The organism is Burkholderia sp. L-4, from assembly GCF_056856535.1.
Map to the genome: position 1 here is coordinate 1,784,705 of NZ_JBXEOX010000001.1, position 24,535 is coordinate 1,809,239.

The following is a 24,535-nucleotide window of genomic DNA, read 5'->3' on the forward strand; positions in this document are numbered from 1 at the left end:
AGCGGCTTCGCGGCGACACACTGCGTCGCGATGTTCTTCGAACCGGGCCGCCGCGCGATCCGCGGCGGCCTTCATAACAAATCAGGTCGTGCTCATGAAATTCCACACTCTCGCTACGTGGCTCGTCGGGGCCGCGCTCATCACCGCAGGCACCGTCGCGCATGCGGACCGGCTCGACGACATCAAGAAGGCCGGCGTGCTGCGCGTCGCGACGTTCGACAGCAACCCGCCGTTCGGTTATGTCGACGCGAAGAACAACCACATCGTCGGCCTCGACGTCGACTACGCGAAGGCGCTCGCCGACAAGCTCGGCGTGAAGCTGCAACTGCAGCCGACCAATCCCGCGAACCGCATCCCGTTCCTGACGTCCGGCAAGGTCGATCTCGTGCTCGCGAACTTCACGATCACCGACGAGCGTGCGAAGCAGGTCGACTTCAGCATTCCGTATTTCTCGTCGGGCCAGCAGTTTCTCGCGAAGAAGGGCGTGCTGAAATCGGCCGACCAGCTGAACGGCCTGCGCGTCGGCGCGGACAAGGGCACGACCAACGAGATCACGCTGCGCGAGAAATTCCCGAAGGCGACGATCGTCGCGTACGACGATACGCCGTTCGCATTCGCCGCGCTGCGCGCCGGCAACGTGCAGGCGATCACGCAGGACGGCCCGAAGCTGATCGGCCTGCTCGCGAATGTGCCCGACAAGCAGAACTACGAGATCCCGGCATTCACGATCTCGAACGACTACATGGGCGTCGGCGTGCCGAAGGGCGAGACGCGCCTGCTCGGCTTCGTCAACGACACGCTGAAGGGCCTCGAGGCGAACGGCCGCGCGACGCAGATCTACGACGCGTGGTTCGGGCCGACGACGAAGACGCCGCTCACGCGCATCTTCCGCATCGGCGACAAGACCTGATTCAGGCTCCGGCCGCACGCGCGCCGCGTGAGCGCCGGGATACCGGCGTCGCGGCGCTTTTCGTTTTCTTTCGATCGCGCGTTTCGCGCCCGTCATACGACATGCTCGGGTTGGCTCCCAAATATCTGTCCTGGCTCTGGCAGGGCTTCCTGCTGACGCTCGGCCTCGCGGCCGCGTCGGCCGTTGCGGCGACCGTCGGCGGGCTGCTGCTCGCCGTCATGCGTCATGCACGCGGCGCGGCACCGCGCGCGGCCGCCGCCGCGTACATCGTCGCATTTCGCAACACGCCGCTGCTCGTGCAGTTGCTGTTCTGGTATTTCGGCGTCGCGTCGTTGCTGCCCGACACGTGGATCGCGTGGCTGAATGCGCGCCATGCGGTGAGCGCCGGTCCGTTCACGCTCGCGTGGCCGTCGTTCGAATTCGTCGCGGGCTGGGTCGGGTTGAGCGCCTACACGGCCGCGTTCGTCGCCGAGGAGTGCGAAGCCGGCCTGCGCGGCGTGCGGCACGCGCAGCATGACGCGGCCGCCGCGCTCGGCCTCACGCCGATGCAGTCGCTGCGCTACGTGGTGCTGCCGCAGGCCGTGCGGATCGCGTTGCCGCCGTTGTTCGGCCAGTACATGAATCTCGTGAAGAACTCGTCGCTCGCGATGGCGATCGGCGTGGCCGAGCTGTCGTATGCGTCCAGGCAGGTCGAGACCGAGACGTTCAAGACCTTCGCCGCGTTCGGCGTCGCGACGCTGCTGTACGTCGCGGCGGTGGCCGCGATCGAGGCCGGTGCGTACGCGGCCACGCAATGGCGTGACCGGCTCGGCGCGGGGCGGTGACGATGGACCTTTCGCTGCTCCTCTCCAACCTGCCGTACCTGCTCGTCGGCGCATATCCCGATGGCCCGCTGGGCGGTGCCGCGCTGTCGCTGGTGCTGGCGATCGCGTCCGCCATCGCGTCGGCGGTGCTCGGTGTCGCGCTCGGCGTCGCGATGGCACTCGCACGCGGCCCGGCACGCGTGCTGTTGCTCGCGTTCATCGGTTTCTTCCGTGCGATTCCGGTGCTGATGCTGATCTTCTGGACGTATTTCCTGATGCCCGTGCTGCTGCACATGGACGTGCCGGGGCTCGCGACGGTCGTGTGCGCGCTTGCCCTGATCGGCGGCGCGTATCTCGCGCATGCGGTGCATGCGGGCATCGTCGCGGCGGGTGACGGGCAATGGCAGGCCGGGCTGTCGCTCGGGCTCACGCGCTGGCAGACGGTGCGCTACGTGCTGCTGCCGCAGGCGATCCGGATCATGACGCCGTCGTTCGTCAACCAGTGGGTCGCGCTCGTGAAGGACACGTCGCTCGCGTATATCGTCGGCGTGCCGGAGCTGTCGTTCGTCGCGACGCAGGTGAACAACCGGCTGATGGTGTATCCGGCACCGATCTTCCTGTTCGTCGCGGTGATCTATCTGGTGCTGTGCACGTCGCTCGACGGCGCGGCACGCTGGCTGCTGTCGCACCGCCCGCGCGCGCAACGCGCCGTGCAGGCGGCGGAGTGCACGGAACCCGCGCAGTAACGGCGCGCCGCACGCCGCGGCACGCGCGTTACGACGCCGAGTAGTGCGTATTGAAGACCGCGCGCAGCGTCGATTTGTCGGTCGCGAAATCGCCCCACAGCGGCCCGTCGTTCTGCGCGAACGCGAACGGCGCCGTATTGATCGACGCGAGGCGGAAGCGCCATTGCGCGGCTTCCTGGCGGAACGCGGTGAGCTGCATGTCGGACAGCGCCGTCTGCGCGCTGGCGAGCGTGACGAGCGGGTCGACCGGATCGTTCGCGACACGCACCTCGAAATGCAGGTGCGGGCCCGTGGCGGCGCCCGTCATCCCGACCGAGCCGATGCGCTGGCCCTGCTTGACGGTTTCGCCGACCTTGAGCCCGCGCGCGAACGCGGACAGGTGCGCGTAGTAGGTCGAGTAGCCGTCCGCATGATCGACGATCACGTAGCGGCCGTAGCCGCCCGGATCGAACCCGGCGAACGATACGACGCCGTCGGCCGCCGCATCGACGGGCGTGCCGCTCGGCGCGGCGAGATCGACACCCGTATGGAACGCCATCGCCTGCGACAACGGATGGATGCGCTCGCCGAAGAACGAGCTGATGCGCGTCCACTTGACCGGCATCGTGAACGCGGCCGCTTCGAGCGGCGCGCCGTCGAGCGTGTAGTACGCGCCGTGCTGGGCGCCCGGCGCACGAAACCAGATCGCGCCGAACGTGCGGCCGGCGACGCGCAGCTCGAGCGCGGTGAGGCGCGGCGTGCCGTCGTTCGTGTCGAACGCGACGCGGTAGTAGTCGCCGCGCTGCGCGCTCGCGCGCATCGCGACCTTGCCGGTGACGAGATCGCCGAGCTGGATGCGCACTTCGGGCGGTACGTCGAGGCGGTTCAGCGTGTCGGACAGCGTGAGTTCGATGTCGCCCGCGCGCATTCCGTTCTGGTTCTCGGGCGCAGCGAACTGGAACAGGCTCGCATAGCCGAGCATGTCGTTGCGGTGCGCGCTGAGCGGGGCGAACAGGCCCGGCTGCTGGCTGCGGTCGTTGAGATCGACATGCTCGTTGCGCTCGCCGATCGTGCGGGCGAGTTCGCTCGTCACGAAATGCTGCGCGGTGGGAAACGGCGTGTCGGACAGTACGCGCTGCGGCAGCGCGGCCGTGCCGGAATCGACGGCGCCGGGCAGTTGCGATACGGCCGGCAGCGCGGCGGCGAGACCGAATGCGGCGAGGGCGCCGAGCACGGCGGCCGGCACGAGCGCGCGCGCGATGCGCTGCGCGCGCGCGATGCGCTGCGCGCGGCCGGGCGCGAAAGCATCAGGGGTAGCGGCAGACTTGACCAAGGTGTCCACATCCAGGAAAGCGGTTCAAAGGGGTGTGGGCAGGGGCCGCCGGCGGCTCATCCGTCGAACGGCGACGGGGCGGGCGGCGGGCGTGCAACAAAACAGGCCCCGCCAGGGGCCTGTGTCGTTTCCGTTCGACCCAACACACGGGGCGAGCCCGCTTCGAACGGCGGCGTGCATACCGGGTCGAACCCGGTTATCACGAAGACGCTAAAGAAAGATGACAGCGTCAGTCTACCGATGTTCCGGGAAACGTTAAAAATTTTAAAGAGGGTCAGCTCATTCGTTTCGCAGTGCGGTAAATCGGGCTAAATCAGCATTTGTTACGACGTTTTTCACTGGCCTGGCAATTTTTGCGCGCGAGCGCGCAACGCGGCCGATGTCCGGACGGTGTCGAAACCGGCGTCGAGCATCGCTTCGGCGTCGTTCCACAGATTGCCGCGCAGCCGGTTGGTCCAGATCATCGACGCGAACACGCCTTCGAGCAGCGACACGAGATAGACGGCGGCCAGGTGCACGTCGAGATCGGCGGCGATTTCGCCGGCCGCGATCGCGCGGCGCAGCAGCGCCTTCGTGATCCGCAGCATCTGCAGTTCGAGCAGCATGCGGCGCCGCTGCAGCGCGCCGTTTTCCTCGCTTTGCTCGCACTTCGTATAGAGGATCACCAGCACGCGCTGCATCGGGCCCGGTTCGCCGCATTCCTGCAGGTAGTGCGACGCCGCGCGCCGCAGCGTGGCGAGCGGCGGCAGGCCGTCGCCCGCGTCGAAGCCTTCCGAGGTGCGCGCGAACGCGCGGTCGCACATCGCGAGACACACTTCCATCTTGTTGCGGTAATGGCCGTAGACGGCACCCCGCGACATCCCGGCGGCCTCGGCGAGGTCCGCCATCGCGGTTTGCGCGACGCCTTTCTCGAGCAGCACGAGCTCGGCGGCGTCGAGGATCCGGTGCTTGATGGCGAGCGATTCTTCCCGGGTCTTGCGGGCCATGTCGTGAAGCTCCTTACAATTCGCTGTCGTTTTATTGAGACAGTGTGTCGGTCAGATTGAAACGGCAAGTATTTAATCAGTCGTGACTGATTATAATCGGCCACCCTGAGCCGCCGCATTGTATCGGCGGCGAACGATCCGAGGTCACACATGAACAACAATCGCTCCCTGTCGCGCCACGGGCTGGCGCCGTTCGCGCTGGCGGCCGTGCTGGCCCTGGCCGGATGTGGAAAGGGCGACAAGGACGCCGTGCCGGAGACCGCGAAGCAGGCCACCGTCGTGACGGTACGGCCGACGGCCGTGCCGATGACCGTCGAACTGCCGGGCCGGCTCGACGCGTACCGGCAGGCGGAAGTGCGCGCGCGGGTCGCGGGCATCGTCACCGCGCGCACCTACGAGGAAGGTCAGGAAGTGAAGCAGGGCGCGGTGCTGTTCCGCATCGATCCCGCGCCGCTGAAGGCCGCCCGCGACGCCGCGCAGGGCGCGCTCGCGAAAGCGCAGGCCGCGGCGCTCGCGGCGAGCGACAAGCGCCGCCGCTACGACGATCTGGTGCGCGACCGCGCGGTGAGCGAGCGCGACCATACCGAAGCCGTTGCGGCCGATACGCAGGCGAAGGCCGAGGTCGCATCGGCGAAGGCCGAGCTCGCGCGTGCGCAACTGCAGCTCGACTATGCCACCGTCACCGCACCGATCGCGGGCCGCGCGCGACGCGCGCTCGTGACCGAAGGCGCGCTCGTCGGCCAGGACCAGGCGACGCCGCTCACGACCGTCGAGCAGCTCGATCCGATCTACGTGAACTTCTCGCAGCCGGCCGCCGATGTCGACGCATTGCGCCGCGCGGTGAAGAGCGGGCGCGCGACGGGCATCGCGCAGCACGACGTCGCGGTGACGCTGCTGCGCGCCGACGGCACCGCGTATCCGTTGAAGGGCAAGCTGCTGTTCAGCGATCTCGCGGTCGATCCGACCACCGACACCGTCGCGATGCGCGCGCTGTTCCCGAATCCGGAGCGCGAACTGCTGCCGGGCGCGTACGTGCGGATCGCGCTCGACACGGCGGTCGACCAGCGCGCGATCCTCGTGCCGCGCGATGCGCTGCTGCGCACCGCCGACCGTACGTCGGTACGCGTGGTCGGCACGAACGGCAAGGTCAAGGACGTCGAGGTCACGGCCGACCAGATGAGCGGCCGTGACTGGCGCATCACGCGCGGCCTCGCGGGCGGCGAACGCGTGATCGTCGACGACGCGTCGCAGTTCGCGCCCGATACGGCCGTCAAGCCCGTCGAGAAGTCGCCGCCGTCGAAGGCGGCGCCGGCCGCGGCCGCTTCGCAGGCGGCCGCCCGTCAAACCTGACCGGTTCAAACCAACATGGCACGTTTCTTCATCGATCGCCCCGTCTTCGCGTGGGTGATCGCCATCTTCATCATGCTGGGCGGCATGTTCGCGATCCGCGCGCTGCCCGTTGCGCAGTACCCGGACATCGCACCGCCCGTCGTCAGTATCTATGCGACGTACCCGGGCGCGTCCGCGCAGGTCGTCGAGGAATCGGTGACCGCGCTGATCGAGCGCGAGATGAACGGCGCGCCGGGGCTGATGTATACGTCGGCCACCAGCAGCGTCGGGATGGCGTCGCTGTACCTGACGTTCAAGCAGGGCGTGAACGCCGATCTCGCGGCCGTCGAAGTGCAGAACCGGCTGAAGACGGTCGAGGCGCGCTTGCCCGAACCGGTGCGCCGCGACGGCATCCAGGTCGAGAAGGCCGCCGACAACATCCAGCTCGTCGTGTCGCTCACGTCCGACGACGGCCGGATGACCGACGTGCAGCTCGGCGAATATGCATCGGCGAACGTCGTGCAGGCGCTGCGTCGCGTCGAGGGTGTCGGCCGGGTGCAGTTCTGGGGCGCGGAGTACGCGATGCGGATCTGGCCCGACCCGGTGAAGATGGCCGGGCACGGCCTCACCGCGTCGGACATCGCGTCGGCCGTGCGCGCGCACAACGCGCGCGTGACGATCGGCGACATCGGGCGCGGCGCGGTGCCGGCCAGCGCGCCGATCGCGGCGACCGTGTTCGCCGATGCACCGCTGAAGACGCCGGCCGAATTCGGCGCGATCGCGCTGCGCACGCAGGCCGACGGCTCCGCGCTGTTCCTGCGCGACGTCGCGCGTGTCGAGTTCGGCGGCAACGACTACAACTACCCGTCGTACGTGAACGGCAAGGTCGCGACCGGGATGGGCATCAAGCTCGCGCCGGGCTCGAACGCGGTATCGACCGAGAAACGCGTGCGCGCGACGATGGACGAGCTGTCCCGGTTCTTCCCGCCGGGCGTGAAGTACCAGATCCCGTACGAGACCTCGTCGTTCGTGCGCGTGTCGATGAACAAGGTCGTCACGACGCTGATCGAGGCCGGCGTGCTGGTGTTCCTCGTGATGTTCCTGTTCATGCAGAACCTGCGCGCGACGCTGATCCCGACGCTCGTCGTGCCGGTCGCGCTCGCGGGCACGTTCGGCGTGATGTATGCGGCCGGCTTCTCGATCAACGTGCTGACGATGTTCGGGATGGTGCTCGCGATCGGCATCCTCGTCGACGACGCGATCGTCGTCGTCGAGAACGTCGAGCGGCTGATGGTCGAGGAGGGGCTCGGGCCGTACGACGCGACCGTCAAGGCGATGAAGCAGATCAGCGGCGCGATCGTCGGGATCACCGTCGTGCTGACGTCGGTGTTCGTGCCGATGGCGTTCTTCGGCGGCGCGGTGGGCAACATCTACCGGCAGTTCGCGCTGTCGCTCGCGGTGTCGATCGGCTTCTCCGCGTTCCTCGCGCTGTCGCTGACGCCCGCGCTGTGCGCGACGCTGCTCAAGCCCGTGTCCGGCGACCATCACGAGAAGCGCGGCTTCTTCGGCTGGTTCAACCGTTTCGTCGCGCGTGCGACGCAGCGCTACGCGACGCGGGTCGGCACGATGCTGAAGAAGCCCGTGCGCTGGCTCGTGGTGTACGGCGCGCTGATCGCGGCCGCGGTGCTGATGCTCGCGCAGCTGCCGACCGCGTTCCTGCCGGACGAGGACCAGGGCAACTTCATGGTGATGGTGATCCGCCCGCAAGGCACGCCGCTCGCGGAAACGATGCAGAGCGTGCGCGAGGTCGAGTCGTATATCCGCAAGGACGAGCCGGCCGCGTATACGTTCGCGCTCGGCGGCTTCAACCTGTACGGCGAAGGGCCGAACGGCGGGATGATCTTCGTCACGCTGAAGAACTGGAAGATGCGCCAGGCGGAACGCGATCACGTGCAGTCGATCGTCGCGCGCATCAACGCGCGATTCGCGGGCACGCCGAACACCACGGTGTTCGCGATGAACGCGCCGGCGCTGCCCGATCTCGGCTCGTCGAGCGGCTTCGACTTCCGGCTGCAGAACCGCGGCGGGCTCGATTACGCGACGTTCAGCGCCGCGCGCGAACAGCTGCTCGCCGCGGGCGGCAAGGACCGTGCGCTGACCGACCTGATGTTCGCGGGCACGCAGGATGCGCCGCAACTGAAGCTCGACATCGATCGCGCGAAGGCGTCCGCGCTCGGCGTGTCGATGGACGAGATCAATACGACGCTCGCGGTGATGTTCGGTTCGGACTATATCGGCGACTTCATGCACGGCACGCAGGTGCGGCGCGTGATGGTGCAGGCCGACGGGCTGCACCGGCTCGATCCGGACGACGTGAAGAAGTTGCGCGTGCGCAACGCGCGCGGCGAGATGGTGCCGCTCGCGGCGTTCACGACGCTGCACTGGACGCTCGGGCCGCCGCAGCTCACGCGCTACAACGGCTATCCGTCGTTCACGATCAACGGTTCGGCCGCGGCAGGCCACAGCAGCGGCGAGGCGATGACCGCGATCGAGCGGATCGCCGCGCAGCTGCCGGCCGGCATCGGTTATGCGTGGTCGGGGCAATCGTTCGAGGAGCGGCTGTCGGGCGCGCAGGCGCCGATGCTGTTCGCGCTGTCGGTGCTCGTCGTGTTCCTGGCACTCGCGGCACTCTACGAGAGCTGGTCGATCCCGTTCGCGGTGATGCTGGTCGTCCCGCTCGGCGTGATCGGCGCGGTGCTCGGCGTCACGCTGCGGGCGATGCCGAACGACATCTATTTCAAGGTGGGGCTGATCGCGACGATCGGGCTGTCCGCGAAGAACGCGATCCTGATCGTCGAAGTCGCGAAGGATCTTGTCGCGCAGCGCATGTCGCTCGTCGACGCCGCGCTCGAGGCAGCACGCCTGCGGCTGCGGCCGATCGTGATGACGTCGCTCGCGTTCGGCGTCGGCGTGCTGCCGCTCGCGTTCGCGTCGGGCGCCGCGTCCGGCGCGCAGATGGCGATCGGCACCGGCGTGCTCGGCGGCGTGATCACGGCGACCGTGCTCGCGGTGTTCCTCGTCCCGCTGTTTTTCGTGATCGTCGGCCGCCTGTTCGACGTCGGCCCGCGCCGGCGCGGCGGGGCGCGGCCGGCGGCGATGGAGGGTTCGCAATGATGGTTGCGCTGAATGCACGCGCGGCGCTGCGGGTTCGGCTCGCGCTGGTCGCCGCGCTCGCGCTCGCCGGGTGCTCGCTCGCCCCGCGTTACGAGCGGCCCGCTGCACCGGTGCCGTCGAGCTATGCGCCGGTCGACGGCGGCGCGGCGCCGGCCGCCGAACCGGTTGCGGCGCGGGATGCCGCGCTGCTCGACGACTGGCACGCGTATTTCACCGATCCGGCGCTGCAGGCGTGGATCGACGCCGCGCTCGCCAACAACCGCGACCTGCGGATCGCGGCCGGCCGGCTCGACGAAGCGCGCGCGCTGTACGGCGTGCAGCGCGCGGACCGGATGCCGTCGGTCGATGCGAATCTCGGCTACGAGCGCGCCCGCCAGTACGACCCGGTCGTGCGCGAAAGCGCGATCAGCGGGCTGTACCGCGCGGGCGTCGGCGTCAGCGCGTACGAGCTCGACCTGTTCGGGCGCGTGCGCAACCTGTCCGATGCGGCGCTTGCCGAGTATTTCGCGACGGCCGATGCGCAGCGCACGGTTCGCATCGGCGTGATCGCCGAAGTGGCGGGCGCGTACGTGTCGGAACGCTCGCTGCACGAACAGCTTGCGCTCGCGCAGCGCACGCTCGATGCGCGCGAACGCATGGCCGCGCTCACGCAGCGTCGTTATGCGGCCGGCACGAGCGACGCGATCGAGCTGCGCTCGGCCGAGATGCTCGTGGCCTCCGCGCGTGCCTCGCAGGCCGCGCTGCAGCGCGAGCATGCGCAGGCCGTGCGGGCGCTGCAGCTGCTGGCGGGTGACTTCGCACGCAACGTGCCCGACGACGCGAGCGCGCTCGACACGCTGTCGATCGCACCGGTGGCGCCGGGCGCGCCGAGCGCGCTGCTCGAACGGCGGCCGGACATCCGGCAGGCCGAGGCGCGGCTCAAGGCCGCCAACGCGCAGATCGGCGCCGCGCGCGCGGCGTTCTTTCCGCGCATCGCGTTGACCACCGACTACGGCTCGGTCAGCGACGCGTTCTCGAGCCTGTTCTCCGCCGGCACGAGCGTATGGACGTTCGCGCCGCGCATCACGCTGCCGATCTTCGCGGGCGGCCGCAATCGCGCGAATCTCGACGTCGCGAACGCACGCAAGCACATCGCGGTCGCCGAATACGAGAAGGCGGTGCAGACCGCGTTCCGTGAAGTGGCCGACGCGTTCGCCGCGCGCGACTGGATCGATCGCCAGCTTGCCGCGCAACAGGCGGTGTATGCGGCCGACGGCGCGCGGCTGAAGCTCGCCGAGCGTCGTTATGCGGGCGGTGTCGCGACGTATCTCGAACTGCTCGACGCGCAGCGCAGCACGTACGAGTCGGGGCAGGAGCTGATCCGGCTCAAGCAGCTCAGGCTCGCGAATGCGATCGCGCTGTACCGCGCGCTCGGTGGCGGCTGGACACCGGCCTCGGCCGAGGCGGCGATTTCCGCGTGACATGCGTGTCGTCGCCCGGTGCCGCGGCGCACCGCACGACATGATGGCGGCCGTACGATCCGGCGTGCGGCCGCCGCCGCGACAGTCGTGCTGCCGGCCGTATCGCCGGTCGCTGTCGGCACTTCCTTTCGCTGTCCGGCGAATCCTCCAGGTGTGATTCATTTCGCGGCGGGGCGCACGCGCGCCTTCCGCGGCAACCCGCATCCGGCGACCGCTCGTGTCGCCTGCCGGCGCAAACGTATGCGCTGCATTCTCGTCTCTTCGTCTCGTTCCTCCGGGCCGGCCAATCGCGTTCCGATGACCGCGCAAGCGTGCGATTTCAAATGGGCAATTGACGAATGGATTAATCAATGAATTGGAATTAATCATGGCGGCAAAGTGTCGCAGTAAAACGTTTGTATCTTTTCGCAATCGTTTGCGCGGCGATTCCGTATTGGCTCAATACCTCGGTTAATTTCCTGTCAGTTGAAAATGATTTGAGATTGCCGTTGTCTCCGGACAACGATGGCGGCATTGGACAATATTTTGTCTTTTGATTGGCGGTGATTGCCGGGGTCAATACAGGCGGGGCGATGCGGGGTGTCGACGGTTATCGGAAAGAATTTCCCTTAATCTTCAATTGGTTCCGTGAAATAAAAAAGGACTGCGGATGGAAAATACGGGATTGGAAATCGAGCGGAAGGAATGTGGTTCAAGAGGGGTAAATCGGAGATTGTCATAAGCATTTGACAATGATTTACAGAAAACTTTCACGATTATCTCGATAATGCCGCCTCGTGTCGGACGGGAGCCGCCATGCGCTGCCGTTTGTGTCCGATACGTCGTCCATTCCATTTGCACTCCTTACGGGAAACGTCATGAAAAAATCCATCCTGACCGCTGTCGCACTCGCGGCCCTGTCCACCTCGGCCTTCGCAGCGGGCACCGGCACGATCAACTTCACGGGCGAGATCGTCGCGGGCGCATGCGGCATCGACTCGGGCTCGGTCAACCAGACCGTGAACCTCGGCAAGGTGCCGACCAACGTGTTCAAGCAAGCCGGCGACAAGTCCACGCCGACCAACTTCGACATCAAGCTGACCGACTGCGACACGAGCATCGCGCAGAACGCGTACTTCACGTTCACGGGCACGTCGAGCGCGGGCCAGCCGAAGCTGCTCGCCACGATCGGTTCGGCGACCAACGTCGGCATCCGCCTGCAGGCGGCGTCGGGCGAATACCTCGACAACGGCGCCGAGCAAAAGGCACCGACCGTGCTGCAGAACGGCACGAACATCGCCCGCTTCGCAGCGATGTACGAAGCGACGGCAGCCGGCGTGACGCCGGGTACCGCCGACGGCGTCGCCAACTTCACGGTCCGTTACCAGTAAGCGGCCGTACCGGAGGAGGGATGCGCGCATCCCTTCCTCCTTCTTCCTTTCTCCCGTTTTCTTCTTCCTGGACTTCCGGTAGCGCCGCGTGCGAATCAGACATTCCTTCCTTTGCGTCTCCGTGCTGGTCGTCGGCAGCCAGAGCCATGCGACGGAATTCAATTCGTCGTTCCTGAACATCGACGGCACGAACAATGTCGATCTGTCGCAGTTCTCGCAGGCGGACTTCACGTTACCGGGCGAGTACATGCTCGACGTGCAGGTCAACGACCTGTTCTACGGGCTGCAGGCGATCCAGTTCATCGCGCTCGACTCATCCGGCGCGGGCAAGCCGTGCCTGCCCCCGGAACTCGTCGCGCAGTTCGGGCTGAAACCGTCGCTCGCGAAGGACCTGCCGCGCTTCCAGGGCGGACGTTGCGTCGACCTCGGCGCGATCGAGGGCGCGACCGTGCGTTACCTGAAGAGCGACGGGCGGCTCAAGATCACGATTCCGCAAGCCGCGCTCGAATTCACCGATTCGACCTATCTGCCGCCGGAGCGCTGGTCCGAAGGGATTCCGGGCGCGATGCTCGACTATCGCGTGATCGCCAACACGAACCGCAACTTCGGTGCGGGCGGCGGGCAGACGAATTCGGTCCAGGCCTACGGGACGGTTGGCGCGAACTGGGATGCATGGCGCTTTCGCGGCGACTACCAGGCGCAATCGAACGTGGGCAACACGGCGTACGCGGACCGCACGTTCCGCTTCAGCCGGCTGTATGCATTCCGCGCGCTGCCGTCGATCCAGTCGACGGTGACGTTCGGCGACGACTACCTGACCTCCGACATCTTCGACACGTTCGCGCTGACCGGCGCGTCGATCCGCAGCGACGACCGCATGCTGCCGCCTTCGCTGCGCGGCTATGCGCCGCTGATCTCGGGCGTCGCGCGCACCAACGCGACCGTGACGGTGTCGCAGGCGGGCCGCGTGCTGTACGTGACGCGCGTGTCGCCCGGCGCATTCGCGCTGCAGAACATCAACACGAGCGTGCAGGGCACGCTCGACGTCGCGGTCGAGGAGGAGGACGGCAGCGTCCAGCGCTTCCAGGTGACGACGGCCGCCGTGCCGTTTCTCGCGCGCACCGGGCAGCTGCGCTACAAGGCCGCGGTCGGCAAGCCGCGCCTGTTCGGCGGCGCCGGCATCACGCCGTTCTTCGGCTTCGGCGAAATCGCGTACGGCTTGCCGTTTGACATCACCGCCTACGGCGGCTTCATCGCGGCATCGGGCTATACGTCGGTCGCGCTCGGCGTCGGCCGCGATTTCGGCGCGTTCGGCGCGGTGTCGGCCGACGTCACGCATGCGCGTGCACGGCTGTGGTGGAGCGGCGCGACGCGCAACGGCAACTCGTATCGCATCAACTACTCGAAGCACTTCGACGGGCTCGATGCCGACGTGCGCTTCTTCGGCTATCGCTTTTCCGAGCGCGAGTACACGAACTTCGCGCAATTCTCGGGCGACCCGACCGCGTACGGTCTTGCCAACAGCAAGCAGCGTTATTCGGCGACGATGTCGAAGCGTTTCGGCGACACGTCGACCTATTTTTCATACGACCAGACGACCTACTGGGCGCGTTCGTCCGAGCAGCGTGTCGGCCTCACGCTGACGCGTGCGTTCTCGATCGGCACGCTGCGCAACCTGAACGTCAGCGTGTCGGCGTTTCGCACGCAGAGCGCGGGCGCGAGCGGCAACCAGTTCTCGGTGACCGCGACGCTGCCGATCGGCGGCCGCCACACGGTCACGTCGAACCTGACGACCGGCAGCGGCAGCACGAGCGTGAACGCCGGCTACATCTACGACGATCCGGCCGGCCGCACCTACCAGGTCAATGCGGGTGAAACCGACGGCCGCGCGTCGGCGAACGCGAGCTTCCGCCAGCGCACGTCGGCGTACCAGCTCACCGCGCAGGCGTCGACGCTCGCGAATGCCTACGCGGCCGCGTCGCTCGAAGTCGACGGCTCGTTCGTCGCGACGCAGTACGGCGTGTCCGCGCACGCGAACGGCAATGCGGGCGATACGCGCCTGCTGGTGTCGACCGACGGCGTGCCCGACGTGCCGCTGTCCGGCACGCTCGCGCGTACGGATTCGCGCGGCTACGCGGTGCTCGACGGCATCTCGCCGTACAACGTGTACGACGCGACGGTCAACGTCGAGAAGCTGCCGCTCGAAGTGCAGGTGACGAACCCGATCCAGCGCATGGTGCTGACCGATGGTGCGATCGGCTTCGTGAAGTTCTCCGCCGCGCGCGGCAGCAACCTGTACCTGACGCTGACGGATGCAGCCGGCAAGCCGTTGCCGTTCGGGGCGTCGGTGCAGGACGCGGCGAACGGCAAGGAGCTCGGCATCGTCGGCGAGGGCGGTGCGGCGTTCCTGACCCAGGTTCAGCCGAAGTCGACGCTGGCGGTGCGCGCGGGCGAACGCACGCTCTGCACGGTCGATGCACTGCCGAATCAGCTTCAACTCGAAGGCACGCCGATCCCGGTGACGTGCCAGACGTCCGGCGAGTCGCATGCAGCGGCCGCGCGGGTCGAACGATGATTTCATGGATCCAGCGATGAAGAACGCTTTCTCCCTTTCCTTTTCGCGGCGCGCGTGGTGCGTGCTCGCGACCGCCGGTACGTTGCTCGCGGGCGCCGCGCAGGCGGCGATCGTGCCCGACCGCACGCGCGTGATCTTCAACGAAGGCGAACAGGCGGCGATCGTCACGATCACCAACAAGAGCACGACGTATCCGTATCTCGTGCAGTCGTGGCTCGAGGACACGAAGGGCAACAAGATCGCGACGCCGCTGATGGTCGTGCCGCCGCTGCAGCGCGTCGAGGCGAACGAGCGCAACGTGCTGCGGATCGCGAAGCTGCCGGGCACCGAGCTGCCGGCCGACCGGGAATCGGTGTTCTACCTGAACATCCGCGAAGTGCCGCCGAAGACCGACACGCCGAACACGCTGCAGATCGCACTGCATACGCAGATGAAGCTGTTTTACCGGCCGAAGGCCGTGCAGCCCGCGCGCGACGAGGACTGGACGCTGCCGATGACGCTGCGCGTCGACGCGGCCGCGCACAAGCTGGTGTTCGACAACCCGACGCCGTATCACGTGACGGTGGTCGACGTGAGCGCGGGCGCGCAGAAGACGCCGGTGCCGATCGAGCCGGTGATGGTGAGCCCGATGAGCACGGCCGACGTGCCGTTCAAGGCCGCGACGCCGTCGACGCTGTTCGTCACGCATATCGACGATTACGGCGGCCAGGTGGCGGTCGAGTATGCGTGCGACGCCGGTGCCTGCAAGAGCGTGAAGAAATGAGCGGGCGAATGCATCTTCGGGCATCCTCCGCGGCCTGGTTACGCTGGATCGTGCTCCTGCTGCTGGTCGCGGCCGTGCAGCCCGCCTGGGCGCTGCGCTGCCTGACCAACAGCGGCGCAACTTCGTTGACGGAGCCAATCGGCGGCGTGGCGTCGTATCCGACCGATGCGCCGGACGGCTATGTGATCTGGGTGTCGCCCGTGCGCACAACCTCGGGTTATTGCTACAAGGACCTGGGTGACGACAGCAGCCTGAAAGTGGTCGACAACATCTATTTCTACGCGAATCCGAACCGCACGAATCCTGCCGCATGGGGGCTCGAGATCGGTATCCGCTACCAGGGGGTCGATTACTTCGACAAGACCAGCAACCGCGGGGGTGGGGTGTTCACCGGCTATTCGGTGCCGCCGTGCAGCAGGTACGACTTCGACCGTAAGCGTTGCCAGCAGACGCGAATCAGCATCGACTATCAGGTTGTCGTACGCAAGAAGGGCAACTGGGTTCAACCGCCGAGCGACATCTATACGGTGTTCCAGTTCGACGGCGAGTTCGGGCTGAATGCTTACAACCCGAGCTTCCAGTACCGCCTGAGCGGGCTACGCAATCTCAAGCCGACACCGTGCTTCGTCGACGTGCTCGTGACTCCCGAGCCGGGCATCGTCAATTTCGGGCAGGTGCAGGCGGTGGGCAACGGCTTCCTGCCGGCGGTGCCGCGCAAGCGGTTTTCGCTGTCGTTGACGAAGAAATGCAACGTTGCGGTACGCGTCGACGGGTACTTCGAAACGAGCTATCCGGTGCAGAACGGCTTGCTGGTGCCCGCGAAGGACAGTAATTTCGGGATCGGCATCGAGGACAGTCAGGGCAAGGCGATTCCGTTCAACGAACAGTTCAACCTGGCTCAATTCCCGTCCAACGTCATGAACCAGAGCGTATTGATGGACGCGGTGCTGAAGTCGTTCGGGCCGCCGAAGATTGGTCGGTTCGACGCGACGGCGACGATCCGGCTGTTCATCTACTGACGCGGGCGAATGCGAGGGGCGACAGCCGGGCGTTTTGTCCCGGAGGAGACGGGATACGCTTGAAGGGCACCACGATGGCCGTCCTGTTCGTTGTCTCGACGATGGGCGCGGCGCATGCGCAGACGATGTCGGTCGGCGGGTATGCGTTGACGGTACTCGACGACCTCGGCGGGCCGCGCGGCGGTCACGACTATGGTGCGACGGTCAGTGCGGCCGGGAAGACGATCGCTGGCTTTCACCAGCGCGACGCGTCGCTCTCCCATGTCGAATCGCGCAGTCTCGCGAAGGGGCGGTCGAGTTGGCGGACGGTATCAACGGCGCCGGGCTCGCGGTGATCCTGTCGTTTCAGGCAGGGCTGGCGCCGGAGCACTGGCAGCGCTAGCGCCCGGCCATCCGGTCCGTTCCTGTCGCGACGATAAAAAAGCGCCGGCTTGCCGGCGCTTTTCCGCATCTGCCGCACGGCGCTCAACGCACCCAGCGGCACACCTTGTGGTGGTGATGCTCGAAGTGGCATACGCGATGCGGATGCGCTTCGGCCATGGCCGGTACGAGCACGGCGGCGGCGACGGCCGCGGCGGTCAGGGTTTTCAGTAGCGTTTTCATGTCGAGTTCCTGTCGTTGAATGGCGGATCAGGGGAGCGGCCTTTCTTTACCACTGCGGCCGCTGATCGTCGCGACGGTCGTCGCGGCGGTCGTCACGCGGGCCGGGGTGCCGGGCTTCCCAGTCGCGGCGCTCCCAATAGCGATTGCCGTCCCAGTACCGATCGCCATGCCAGCCGATCGTGACTTCGGCAGGGCCGGGGTAGGCAACGCATCCGGTCAGCATCACGCTCGACAACGCGCCAGCCATGACAGCGGACAACACGATGGATTTCATGGTTTTCTCCCTTGGAAACGGCAAGTCGATCGTACGAGCCCCCAAAATTTCACGTAGTAAGAAGTTGCTACCGCCCATGACACGTGCAGGCGTTTCGTCAGGCGCGTGAAAGATCGCGTCGGCCGCCCGCAAGCCGGGTACGCCGGACGAACGCACGCTCCCTCCGCCCGCACAACGATTCCGTCGATTGTTCAGACAAATCCTGACAACTGAAAGGGTCATCCTGTAATCGGATTGAGAATGATTTGCGTTTACGTTAAATTGCGCTATCTCGGAATTAGACGGAGCAGATCGATGGCCATGGCGGAAGTGCTCGACCGACCGGCGGCAGCAGCGGCGAACCCGTTCCTCGGCAGTTGTCCGGACCTGCCGCCGCGCGCCGCGCCGCGTACGCGCCGTGCGTCGGAGCCCCGCGCGCAGGGCGCGCTGCTCGATGTGCTGATCTCGCATCGCGCGATGCTCGTCAATGTCGCGCGCGGCTTCGTCGGGTGCGCGAGCCGCGCCGAGGACGTCGTGCACGACGTGTTCGTGAAGCTCGTCGAATTCCCGAACCAGGACGCGGTGCGCCAGCCGGTCGCGTACGTGACGCGGATGGTGCGCAATGCGTCGATCGACGCGTGCCGCCGGCAAAGCCTCGAAAACGTCTATCACACGGAAGAGGACGACGGCTTCGACGTGCCGTCGCCCGAGCCGACACCGGAAGCCGCGCTGATGACGCGCGACACGCTACGGCGCGTGTGGGCCGCGCTCGACGACCTGCCGGCGCGCAGCCGCGCGGCCTTCGAGATGGTGCGGCTGCGCGAGGAAACGCTGCAGACCGCGGCGCGCGCGCTGAACGTATCGCAGACGCTCGTGCATTTCATGGTGCGCGACGCGGAGCGCCACTGCGCGGAATGCCTCGACGCGTGCCATCGCGGCGTCGCGTGCCCGGTGTTCCTGGGCGGCCGCGCGCGGCGGCGGTAAAAAAACGCGCCGGCCAATCGTCTATCAGACAGGAGCGGCCGAAACCGCCGCTTCGCCTCCTTCAACCGCCTCAGCGATTTCCGATCATGACGCAAGCCCCGACGCCTACCGCCGACACCGACGATCTCGTCTACACGGTCGTCATCAACGACGAAGAACAGTATTCGATCTGGCCGACGTTCCGGCCCGTGCCGGCCGGCTGGCGCGAAGTCGGCGTGAGCGGCCCGAAGGCGGACTGTCTCGCGCACATCGAGACCGTCTGGACCGACATGCGCCCGGCGAGCCTGCGCCGCGCGATGGACGGCGAGCGCGCGACGCGCGCATCGTGACCTGCTGCGCCGTGCTCCGGCGCGCCACCTGAAGAGGACGTTGCATGACCCTGCTTTCGTTGCCGACGCTCGACGACCTGCGTATCGAGCCGGGGCTGCCCACCGTCGTGTCGCCGCGCGGCGGCGACGGGATGTCGATCGACGATGTCGCGCCGCTCGCGCGCGAGATCGCGGCCGACACGCTCGAACGGGCGGGCGGTGTGCTGTTCACGGGTTTTCACGTGCCGTCGATCGACGCGTTCCAGCAGTTCGCGGCATCGTTCGGCGATCCGCTGATCGGCTATGAATACGCGTCGACGCCGCGCAGCCAGGTCGAGGGCGCGGTCTACACGTCGACCGAATATCCGCCGCACCGCGCGATTCCGCTGCACAACGAGCAGTCGTACACGCGCGAATGGCCGCTGCGGATCTGGTTCCACTGCGCGCTCGCCGCGCCGAAGGGCGGCGCCACGCCGATCGCGGACAGCCGCGCGGTGTATCGCGCGCTCGATCCGGCGCTGGTCGCGCGTTTCAAGAAGCGCGAGCTGCTGTACGTGCGCAATTTCGGCCAGGGGCTCGACCTGCCGTGGCAGCAGTCGTTCGGCACCGACGAGCCGGCCGAGGTCGAGCGGATGTGCGCGGCGCGCGGCATCGAATGCGCATGGCGCACCGACGACGACGGCGAGCTGCTGCTGCGCACGCGCGAACGCTGCCAGGCCGTCGCGCGCCATCCACGCACCGGCGACCGCGTGTGGTTCAACCAGGCGAACCTGTTCCACCTGTCGGCGCTCGACGACGACATGCAGGAAGCGCTCGTCGATGCGGTCGGGCTCGAGAACGTGCCGCGCAACGTGTACTACGGCGACGGCGAACCGCTCGAGGCCGACGCGCTCGCGGAGATTCGCGGCGTGCTCGACCAGCAGCGCATCGTGTTCCCGTGGCGCACCGGCGACGTGCTGATGCTCGACAACATGCTGACCGCGCACGCGCGCGACCCGTTCGAGGGGCCGCGCAAGGTCGTCGTCGCGATGGCGCAGAGCTATACGGTCCCGCGCGACCGAACGGAGGATTGATGACGCGTAGTACCGCCGCGCTTGCCGCGCGCGGGCTGTCGGTAGGGTATCGCGACCATGTCGTGATCGACGGGCTGGACCTGTCGATCGCGGCCGGCCGCGTCACCGCGCTGTGCGGACCGAACGGCTGCGGCAAGAGCACGCTGCTGCGCACGCTCGCGGGCCTGCAGCCCGCGCGTGCCGGCCATGTCGAGGTGAACGGCCGGCCGCTCGCATCGTTTCGCCGTCGCGCGCTCGCGCGCGAGCTGACGATGCTCGCGCAGTTCAACCAGATTCCGTCGGGCCTCACGGTGCGCGAACTCGTCGCCTACGGGCGCTATGCGTACGGCGGCTTCCTGCGCGGCCTGTCGCGGGCCGACCATGCGGCGATCGACGAGGCGCTCGACACGAGCGGCCTCGCCGACGACGCGGAGCGCGACGTCGGCGCGCTGTCGGGCGGGGAACGCCAGCGCGCGTGGATCGCGATGGCGCTCGCGCAGCAGGCGCCGATCGTGCTGCTCGACGAACCGACGACCTATCTCGACATCCATCACCAGCTCGACATCCTCGACGCACTGCGCACGCTGAACCGCACGCGCGGGCTGACGATCGTGTGGGTGCTGCACGACCTGAACCAGGCGGCCGCGTACAGCGACGAGATCGTGCTGATGCGCGCGGGCCGTCTCGTCGCGCAGGGCACGCCCGACGCGATGCTCGATCCGGCGCGGCTGCGCGCGGCGTTCGGCGTCGACATGCTGAAGCTCGCGCATCCGCAGACGGGCGCGCCGATGTGCGTACCGGCCTACGGTCCGACCACCGACGGCGCGCCGCGGGCGGCCGGCGTCTTCGACCGGGATCTCGCCGTATGACGACGTTCGCGATGCGCAAGCGCCTCGCGGCGGCGGGCAAGGGCGCGGCTACCGGGCGGGCCGGCGCGATCGCGTTCGGCCTCGTCGCGCTGATCGTCGTACTCGCGGCGCTGCGTGTCGCGCCCGACCTGCGCGTGTGGTGGGACGCGGCGCCCGGCAGCGATGCCGCGGCGCTCGCGCACGTGTTCCTGTTCGACCTCAACCTGCCGCGCGTCGCGGCCGCGCTCGTCGCGGGCGGTTGCCTCGGGATCGCCGGCGCGTTGTTCCAGTCGCTCACGCGCAATCCGCTCGCGTCGCCCGACCTGCTGGGCGTGACGGGCGGCGCCCAGCTCGGCCTGCTCGCGGCGATGCTCGTGCCGGCGCTGGCGGGCGTCGCGTCGGTGCCGCTGCTGTTCGTCTGCGGGCTGGCCGCCGCCGCGTGCGCGATCGCCGCGGCCGGCGGCTGGCGCGCGACGCCGCTGCGGCTCGTGCTTGCGGGCAGCGTGTGCATGCTGCTGTTCGCCGCGCTGTCGACGCTCGTGCTCGCGTTTTTCGAGCAGAACATCGCGGGCGCCGCGCTGTGGACCAACGGCAGCCTTTACCAGCCGGGCGCGACGGGCCTCGCGCTCGCCGCGCGCTGGCTTGTCGTGCCGCTGGTCGCGCTGCCGTTCGTGATCCGGCCGCTGAATCCGCTCACGCTCGGCGACGACGCGGCGGCCGCGGCCGGCGTGCGTGTCGATGCGACACGGCTCGCCGCGACGATCGTCGCGGTCGCGTTCACGAGCGTGGCCGTCAGTATCGCGGGCCCGCTGTCGTATGTCGGCCTCGTCGCGCCGAACCTGCTGCGCCAGGTGCGCGGCGCGCGCGCCGCGCGGCTCGGCGTGCTGGTGCCGCTGTCGGCGCTCGCCGGCGGCGCGCTCGTGCTCGTCACCGACAGCGCGGTACTCGCGTCGGGCCTCGACGCGACGCTGTCGACCGGCGTCGCGATCGCGCTGGTCGGCACGCCGTTGATGCTCGCGATGATCCGGCGCGGCGCCGCCTGGTCGGGCGTGCTCCATGCCGCGGCGGAACCGGCGGCGGGCGGCGGCTCGGCGCGGCTCGTCGGCTGGCTCGAACGGCTCGGCTGGCCGCTGCGCACGGCGCTGTTCGTCGTGGTCGGCGCACTCGCGGTGTGGGTCGGCGTGTCGGCCGGCCCCGAATGGCTGTCGCCCGCGCGCTGGTCGGCCGCGCTGTCGGGGCAGGATGGGCTCGCGCGGATGCTGATCGACCTGCGCATGCCGCGCCTGCTGTGCGCGCTGCTCGCGGGTGCGCTGCTCGCCGTCAGCGGCGTCGCGATGCAGAGCGTCGTGCGCAATCCGCTCGCGGGCCCCGAAGTGCTCGGCGTCACGCAGGGCGCGGGGCTCGTCACGTTGTTCGCGTTGTCGACGTGGCCGCTGATGGGCCACGTGACGCTCGCGGCCGCCGCGCTGATCGGCGGCGGCCTGTCGCTCGCGATCACGCTCGCGCTGAATCACCGGCATCGCTACGCGCCGCTCGCGGTCGCGCTGACCGGGATCGTCATCGGCGCGTTGTGGACCACGCTCGCGCAATGGCTGATCACGCAGGAAAGCGTGCAGCCCGCGCGCTTCGTCGTGTGGCTCGTCGGCGGCACCTATGGCCGCAGTTGGGGCGAGGTGTCGATGCTGCTGCCGTGGTGCGTGCTCGCGGTGCCCGTGTTCGCATGGCTCGCGAAACCGCTCGACATGCTCGCGCTCGGCGACGACCAGGCCGCCGCGCTCGGCTTGCCGGTGGCCGTGCTGCGGCCGCTCGCACTGACGATCGCGACGCTCGCCGCGTGTGCGGCCGTCGCGGCGGTCGGGCCGGTCGGCTTCATCGGGCTGATGGCGCCGCACGTCGCGACGATGCTCGGCGCGCGCCGGCATCGCACGCGGCTGTGGCTCGCGGCCGCGTGCGGCGCGCTGATCCTCGGTGTCGCGGATCTGGCCGCGCGCACGGTCGTCGCGCCGCGCGAAGTGCCGGCAGGCGTGCTGACCGCGCTGATCGGCGCACCGTATCTGCTCGGGCTGCTGATCCTCGAGGGGCGCCGCGCCCGGCGCGCGGGGCGATGACGCCGGTGCTCGACGAGACGCGCGCCACGCGCTTTTCGGCGTTCGCGCCGCAACCGTTCGCCGAACCTCTCGATGTCGTCTGGCTCGGCATGCCCGACGACGCGCACCCGCCGGGCCGCATCGTCGTGCCCGTCACCGAATTGCCCGCGCATCGCGACATCGTGCTCGACGCGATGGTCGGCCACTACGGCGGCGATCCCGCGCGGCATGCGCGCGCGCTGATGTCGCAATGGAGCAAATACTATTTCGGTCGCGCGGCGCCGGCCGGTGTCGTCGCCGCGTTGACGCTCGGCCGGCCGCTCGACATGAACCCGGCGCGCACGTTCGTCGCGCTCGACGACGGGATGCCGGCCGCGCTGTATTTCGCGCCGGACGCGCTCGGCGCGCCGTGCGACGATCCCGCGCCGCGCTATGCGGGGCTCCTCGCGCATCTCGGCGCGGTGATCGACCTGCTCGCGGCGATGGGCCGCGTCACGCCGCGCGTGCTGTGGAGCAACGCGGGCAACCTGCTCGACTATCTGCTCGATACGTATCGTTCGCTGCCGTGCGCGGCCGACCCCGTCCGCGATGCGGACTGGCTGTTCGGCTCGACCTGCGTGCGCGGCGAACCGAATCCGCTGCGGATGCCCGTGCGCGACGCCGTGCCGCGCTCGGCACTGCTGCCGACGCCGTTTCGCGCGCGCCGCGTGTGCTGCCTGCGCTACGAAATTCCTGGAGAAACGCAACTGTGTGGAAGCTGCCCCCTGCTACTGACGATGGACGACGCGGCGCTGGCCGAGCAGGACGCGATCCGGTGACGCACGCCGGCCGCCGGCATGCGCTCGGCGCACTCGCGGCGGCATTCGGCGCCGCGTGTTGCGGCGCGTTTCCCGCCTCGGCTGCCGCGGCTTCCGTTGCCGACGGCGCGCGCGGCACGCAGGGCACCGCGTCGCTCGCCGGCAACCCCGTCGTGTCGCAGGCGAGCGCGAAGATGCCGGTGCGGCCGCAGCGCGTGGTCGCACTCGACTTCATGTTCGCGGAAAGCGTGATCGCGCTCGACCTCGTGCCGGTCGGGATGGCCGATACCGCGTTCTACCCGGGCTGGCTCGGCTACCGGAGCGAGCGGCTCGCGCACGTGACCGACATCGGCTCGCGGCAGGAGCCGGGGCTCGAGGCGATCGCGGCGGTCAAGCCCGACCTGATCATCGGCGTCGGCTTCCGCCACGCGCCGATCTTCGACGCGCTCGACCGGATCGCGCCGACGATCCTGTTCCAGTTCAGCCCGAACGTATCCGACGGCGGCGTACCGGTCACGCAGCTCGACTGGATGCGGCAGATCTTCCGGACGATCGGCGCGGTGACGGGGCGCGACGCGCGTGCACAGGCGGTCGATGCGCAGCTCGACGCCGGCATCGCGCGCAATGCGGCGCGGCTCGCGGCCGCGGGCCGCACGGGCGAGCGCGTCGCGCTGCTGCAGGATCTCGGCTTGCCCGATCGTTACTGGGCCTACACGGGCAACAGCACGTCGGCGGGCCTCGCGCGTGCGCTCGGGCTCGATCCGTGGCCGCGCAAGCCGACGCGGGAAGGCACGCTGTACGTGACGTCGGCCGATCTGCTTCGTCAGCGCGACTTGGCCGTGATGTTCGTCACCGCATCGGGGATGGACGTGCCGCTGTCCGCGAAACTCGATTCGCCGGTGTGGCGCTTCGTGCCCGCGATGAAGGCGCGCCGGATCGCGCTGATCGAACGCAACATCTGGGGGTTCGGCGGACCGATGTCGGCGCTGAAGCTGGCCGACGTGATGACCGATACGATGCTGACGCTGCCGGCCGTGCGCAAGAGCTGACGGGCAGGGTGTCGCGATCGGCGCGATCAGTGAATTGCCCGCCGGCACGATTCGCTTCCGAAATGCAAATCGCCGACGCACTGCCATGGCAGCGCGTCGGCGATTTT

General features: G+C 68.4%; 22 protein-coding genes. 18 read left to right on the plus strand and 4 right to left on the minus strand.

All coding sequences use genetic code 11. From position 1 onward, the window contains the following. The first annotated feature begins 94 nt into the window (after positions 1–94). From AC1VVG_RS08360 to AC1VVG_RS08370, 3 genes are all read left to right on the plus strand, one after another. Complete coding sequence (locus AC1VVG_RS08360; protein WP_034186939.1) at positions 95–910, plus strand: ABC transporter substrate-binding protein; 816 nt, start codon at positions 95–97, stop codon at positions 908–910. 101 nt (positions 911–1,011) lie between these two features. Next, entirely contained in the window at positions 1,012–1,734 is a 723-nt protein-coding gene (locus tag AC1VVG_RS08365) for an amino acid ABC transporter permease (protein ID WP_482835480.1), read from the plus strand. A gap of 2 nt (positions 1,735–1,736) precedes the next feature. After that, positions 1,737–2,459: an amino acid ABC transporter permease gene (locus AC1VVG_RS08370; protein WP_343726812.1), complete on the plus strand. Its 723-nt coding sequence runs from the start codon at positions 1,737–1,739 to the stop codon at positions 2,457–2,459. 28 nt (positions 2,460–2,487) lie between these two features. Here AC1VVG_RS08370 and AC1VVG_RS08375 read toward each other — a convergent pair whose 3' ends face one another. Beyond that, a complete protein-coding gene (locus tag AC1VVG_RS08375; RefSeq protein ID WP_482835481.1) occupies positions 2,488–3,771 on the minus strand; it encodes a M23 family metallopeptidase in 1,284 nt (427 codons plus the stop codon). Between the two features lie 335 nt (positions 3,772–4,106). Further along, positions 4,107–4,757 (minus strand): TetR family transcriptional regulator, encoded by a 651-nt coding sequence (locus AC1VVG_RS08380; RefSeq protein WP_343726772.1) that lies wholly within the window; start codon positions 4,755–4,757, stop codon positions 4,107–4,109. Positions 4,758–4,907: 150 nt separating this feature from the next. Here AC1VVG_RS08380 and AC1VVG_RS08385 point away from each other — a divergent pair, with 150 nt between their 5' ends. The 8 genes from AC1VVG_RS08385 to AC1VVG_RS08420 all read left to right on the plus strand — a co-directional run bounded on the left by AC1VVG_RS08385 (position 4,908) and on the right by AC1VVG_RS08420 (position 16,782). Further along, positions 4,908–6,107 carry a MexX/AxyX family multidrug efflux RND transporter periplasmic adaptor subunit gene (locus AC1VVG_RS08385; protein ID WP_059557753.1) on the plus strand — a complete coding sequence of 400 codons (1,200 nt, stop codon included), beginning with the start codon at positions 4,908–4,910 and terminating at the stop codon, positions 6,105–6,107. A 15-nt stretch (positions 6,108–6,122) separates the two neighbouring features. After that, positions 6,123–9,260 (plus strand): multidrug efflux RND transporter permease subunit, encoded by a 3,138-nt coding sequence (locus tag AC1VVG_RS08390; RefSeq protein ID WP_482835482.1) that lies wholly within the window; start codon positions 6,123–6,125, stop codon positions 9,258–9,260. Beyond that, a complete protein-coding gene (locus AC1VVG_RS08395; protein ID WP_482835893.1) occupies positions 9,260–10,720 on the plus strand; it encodes an efflux transporter outer membrane subunit in 1,461 nt (486 codons plus the stop codon). The genes AC1VVG_RS08390 and AC1VVG_RS08395 overlap by 1 nt, the downstream gene beginning before the upstream one ends. Positions 10,721–11,577: 857 nt before the next feature. Next, complete coding sequence (locus AC1VVG_RS08400; protein WP_034186931.1) at positions 11,578–12,090, plus strand: fimbrial protein; 513 nt, start codon at positions 11,578–11,580, stop codon at positions 12,088–12,090. Positions 12,091–12,178: 88 nt separating this feature from the next. Further along, complete coding sequence (locus AC1VVG_RS08405; protein ID WP_455578894.1) at positions 12,179–14,665, plus strand: fimbria/pilus outer membrane usher protein; 2,487 nt, start codon at positions 12,179–12,181, stop codon at positions 14,663–14,665. 16 nt (positions 14,666–14,681) lie between these two features. After that, positions 14,682–15,428 carry a fimbrial biogenesis chaperone gene (locus AC1VVG_RS08410; RefSeq protein ID WP_034187029.1) on the plus strand — a complete coding sequence of 249 codons (747 nt, stop codon included), beginning with the start codon at positions 14,682–14,684 and terminating at the stop codon, positions 15,426–15,428. Between the two features lie 8 nt (positions 15,429–15,436). Next, positions 15,437–16,447, plus strand: coding sequence for a fimbrial protein (locus AC1VVG_RS08415; protein ID WP_167361867.1), 1,011 nt, complete (start codon positions 15,437–15,439; stop codon positions 16,445–16,447). Positions 16,448–16,506: 59 nt separating this feature from the next. Continuing rightward, on the plus strand, positions 16,507–16,782 hold the full coding sequence (locus AC1VVG_RS08420; protein WP_482835483.1) for a hypothetical protein: 276 nt from the start codon (positions 16,507–16,509) through the stop codon (positions 16,780–16,782). A 130-nt stretch (positions 16,783–16,912) separates the two neighbouring features. Here AC1VVG_RS08420 and AC1VVG_RS08425 read toward each other — a convergent pair whose 3' ends face one another. Next, entirely contained in the window at positions 16,913–17,050 is a 138-nt protein-coding gene (locus tag AC1VVG_RS08425) for an HHHH-motif protein (protein ID WP_167361868.1), read from the minus strand. A 46-nt stretch (positions 17,051–17,096) separates the two neighbouring features. Beyond that, positions 17,097–17,324 carry a hypothetical protein gene (locus tag AC1VVG_RS08430; RefSeq protein WP_034187028.1) on the minus strand — a complete coding sequence of 76 codons (228 nt, stop codon included), beginning with the start codon at positions 17,322–17,324 and terminating at the stop codon, positions 17,097–17,099. 294 nt (positions 17,325–17,618) lie between these two features. On the opposite strand from AC1VVG_RS08430, the gene AC1VVG_RS08435 reads away from it, so the two are divergent. The 7 genes from AC1VVG_RS08435 to AC1VVG_RS08465 all read left to right on the plus strand — a co-directional run bounded on the left by AC1VVG_RS08435 (position 17,619) and on the right by AC1VVG_RS08465 (position 24,428). Beyond that, positions 17,619–18,287 carry an RNA polymerase factor sigma-70 gene (locus AC1VVG_RS08435; RefSeq protein WP_124669093.1) on the plus strand — a complete coding sequence of 223 codons (669 nt, stop codon included), beginning with the start codon at positions 17,619–17,621 and terminating at the stop codon, positions 18,285–18,287. Between the two features lie 86 nt (positions 18,288–18,373). Next, positions 18,374–18,616, plus strand: coding sequence for an MbtH family protein (locus AC1VVG_RS08440; RefSeq protein WP_034186926.1), 243 nt, complete (start codon positions 18,374–18,376; stop codon positions 18,614–18,616). Between the two features lie 44 nt (positions 18,617–18,660). Next, complete coding sequence (locus AC1VVG_RS08445) at positions 18,661–19,668, plus strand: TauD/TfdA family dioxygenase (protein WP_034186925.1); 1,008 nt, start codon at positions 18,661–18,663, stop codon at positions 19,666–19,668. Next, a complete protein-coding gene (locus AC1VVG_RS08450; RefSeq protein ID WP_069705159.1) occupies positions 19,668–20,516 on the plus strand; it encodes an ABC transporter ATP-binding protein in 849 nt (282 codons plus the stop codon). The genes AC1VVG_RS08445 and AC1VVG_RS08450 overlap by 1 nt, the downstream gene beginning before the upstream one ends. Continuing rightward, positions 20,513–22,603 (plus strand): Fe(3+)-hydroxamate ABC transporter permease FhuB, encoded by a 2,091-nt coding sequence (gene fhuB / locus AC1VVG_RS08455; RefSeq protein ID WP_482835484.1) that lies wholly within the window; start codon positions 20,513–20,515, stop codon positions 22,601–22,603. Before AC1VVG_RS08450 ends, fhuB begins: the two co-directional genes overlap by 4 nt. Further along, entirely contained in the window at positions 22,600–23,400 is an 801-nt protein-coding gene (fhuF, locus tag AC1VVG_RS08460) for a siderophore-iron reductase FhuF (RefSeq protein ID WP_200087524.1), read from the plus strand. The genes fhuB and fhuF overlap by 4 nt, the downstream gene beginning before the upstream one ends. Then, positions 23,397–24,428, plus strand: coding sequence for an ABC transporter substrate-binding protein (locus AC1VVG_RS08465; RefSeq protein ID WP_069705156.1), 1,032 nt, complete (start codon positions 23,397–23,399; stop codon positions 24,426–24,428). Before fhuF ends, AC1VVG_RS08465 begins: the two co-directional genes overlap by 4 nt. Positions 24,429–24,535 lie beyond the last annotated feature (107 nt).

Coding starts and splice junctions, on each gene's coding strand:
- AC1VVG_RS08360 (WP_034186939.1), top strand. CDS start 95: ATGAAATTCCACACTCTCGCTACGTGGCTCGTCGGGGCCGCGCTCATC.
- AC1VVG_RS08365 (WP_482835480.1), top strand. CDS start 1,012: ATGCTCGGGTTGGCTCCCAAATATCTGTCCTGGCTCTGGCAGGGCTTC.
- AC1VVG_RS08370 (WP_343726812.1), top strand. CDS start 1,737: ATGGACCTTTCGCTGCTCCTCTCCAACCTGCCGTACCTGCTCGTCGGC.
- AC1VVG_RS08380 (WP_343726772.1), bottom strand. CDS start 4,757: ATGGCCCGCAAGACCCGGGAAGAATCGCTCGCCATCAAGCACCGGATC.
- AC1VVG_RS08385 (WP_059557753.1), top strand. CDS start 4,908: ATGAACAACAATCGCTCCCTGTCGCGCCACGGGCTGGCGCCGTTCGCG.
- AC1VVG_RS08390 (WP_482835482.1), top strand. CDS start 6,123: ATGGCACGTTTCTTCATCGATCGCCCCGTCTTCGCGTGGGTGATCGCC.
- AC1VVG_RS08395 (WP_482835893.1), top strand. CDS start 9,260: ATGGTTGCGCTGAATGCACGCGCGGCGCTGCGGGTTCGGCTCGCGCTG.
- AC1VVG_RS08400 (WP_034186931.1), top strand. CDS start 11,578: ATGAAAAAATCCATCCTGACCGCTGTCGCACTCGCGGCCCTGTCCACC.
- AC1VVG_RS08410 (WP_034187029.1), top strand. CDS start 14,682: ATGAAGAACGCTTTCTCCCTTTCCTTTTCGCGGCGCGCGTGGTGCGTG.
- AC1VVG_RS08415 (WP_167361867.1), top strand. CDS start 15,437: ATGCATCTTCGGGCATCCTCCGCGGCCTGGTTACGCTGGATCGTGCTC.
- AC1VVG_RS08425 (WP_167361868.1), bottom strand. CDS start 17,050: ATGAAAACGCTACTGAAAACCCTGACCGCCGCGGCCGTCGCCGCCGCC.
- AC1VVG_RS08430 (WP_034187028.1), bottom strand. CDS start 17,324: ATGAAATCCATCGTGTTGTCCGCTGTCATGGCTGGCGCGTTGTCGAGC.
- AC1VVG_RS08435 (WP_124669093.1), top strand. CDS start 17,619: ATGGCCATGGCGGAAGTGCTCGACCGACCGGCGGCAGCAGCGGCGAAC.
- AC1VVG_RS08440 (WP_034186926.1), top strand. CDS start 18,374: ATGACGCAAGCCCCGACGCCTACCGCCGACACCGACGATCTCGTCTAC.
- AC1VVG_RS08445 (WP_034186925.1), top strand. CDS start 18,661: ATGACCCTGCTTTCGTTGCCGACGCTCGACGACCTGCGTATCGAGCCG.
- AC1VVG_RS08450 (WP_069705159.1), top strand. CDS start 19,668: ATGACGCGTAGTACCGCCGCGCTTGCCGCGCGCGGGCTGTCGGTAGGG.
- fhuB (WP_482835484.1), top strand. CDS start 20,513: ATGACGACGTTCGCGATGCGCAAGCGCCTCGCGGCGGCGGGCAAGGGC.
- fhuF (WP_200087524.1), top strand. CDS start 22,600: ATGACGCCGGTGCTCGACGAGACGCGCGCCACGCGCTTTTCGGCGTTC.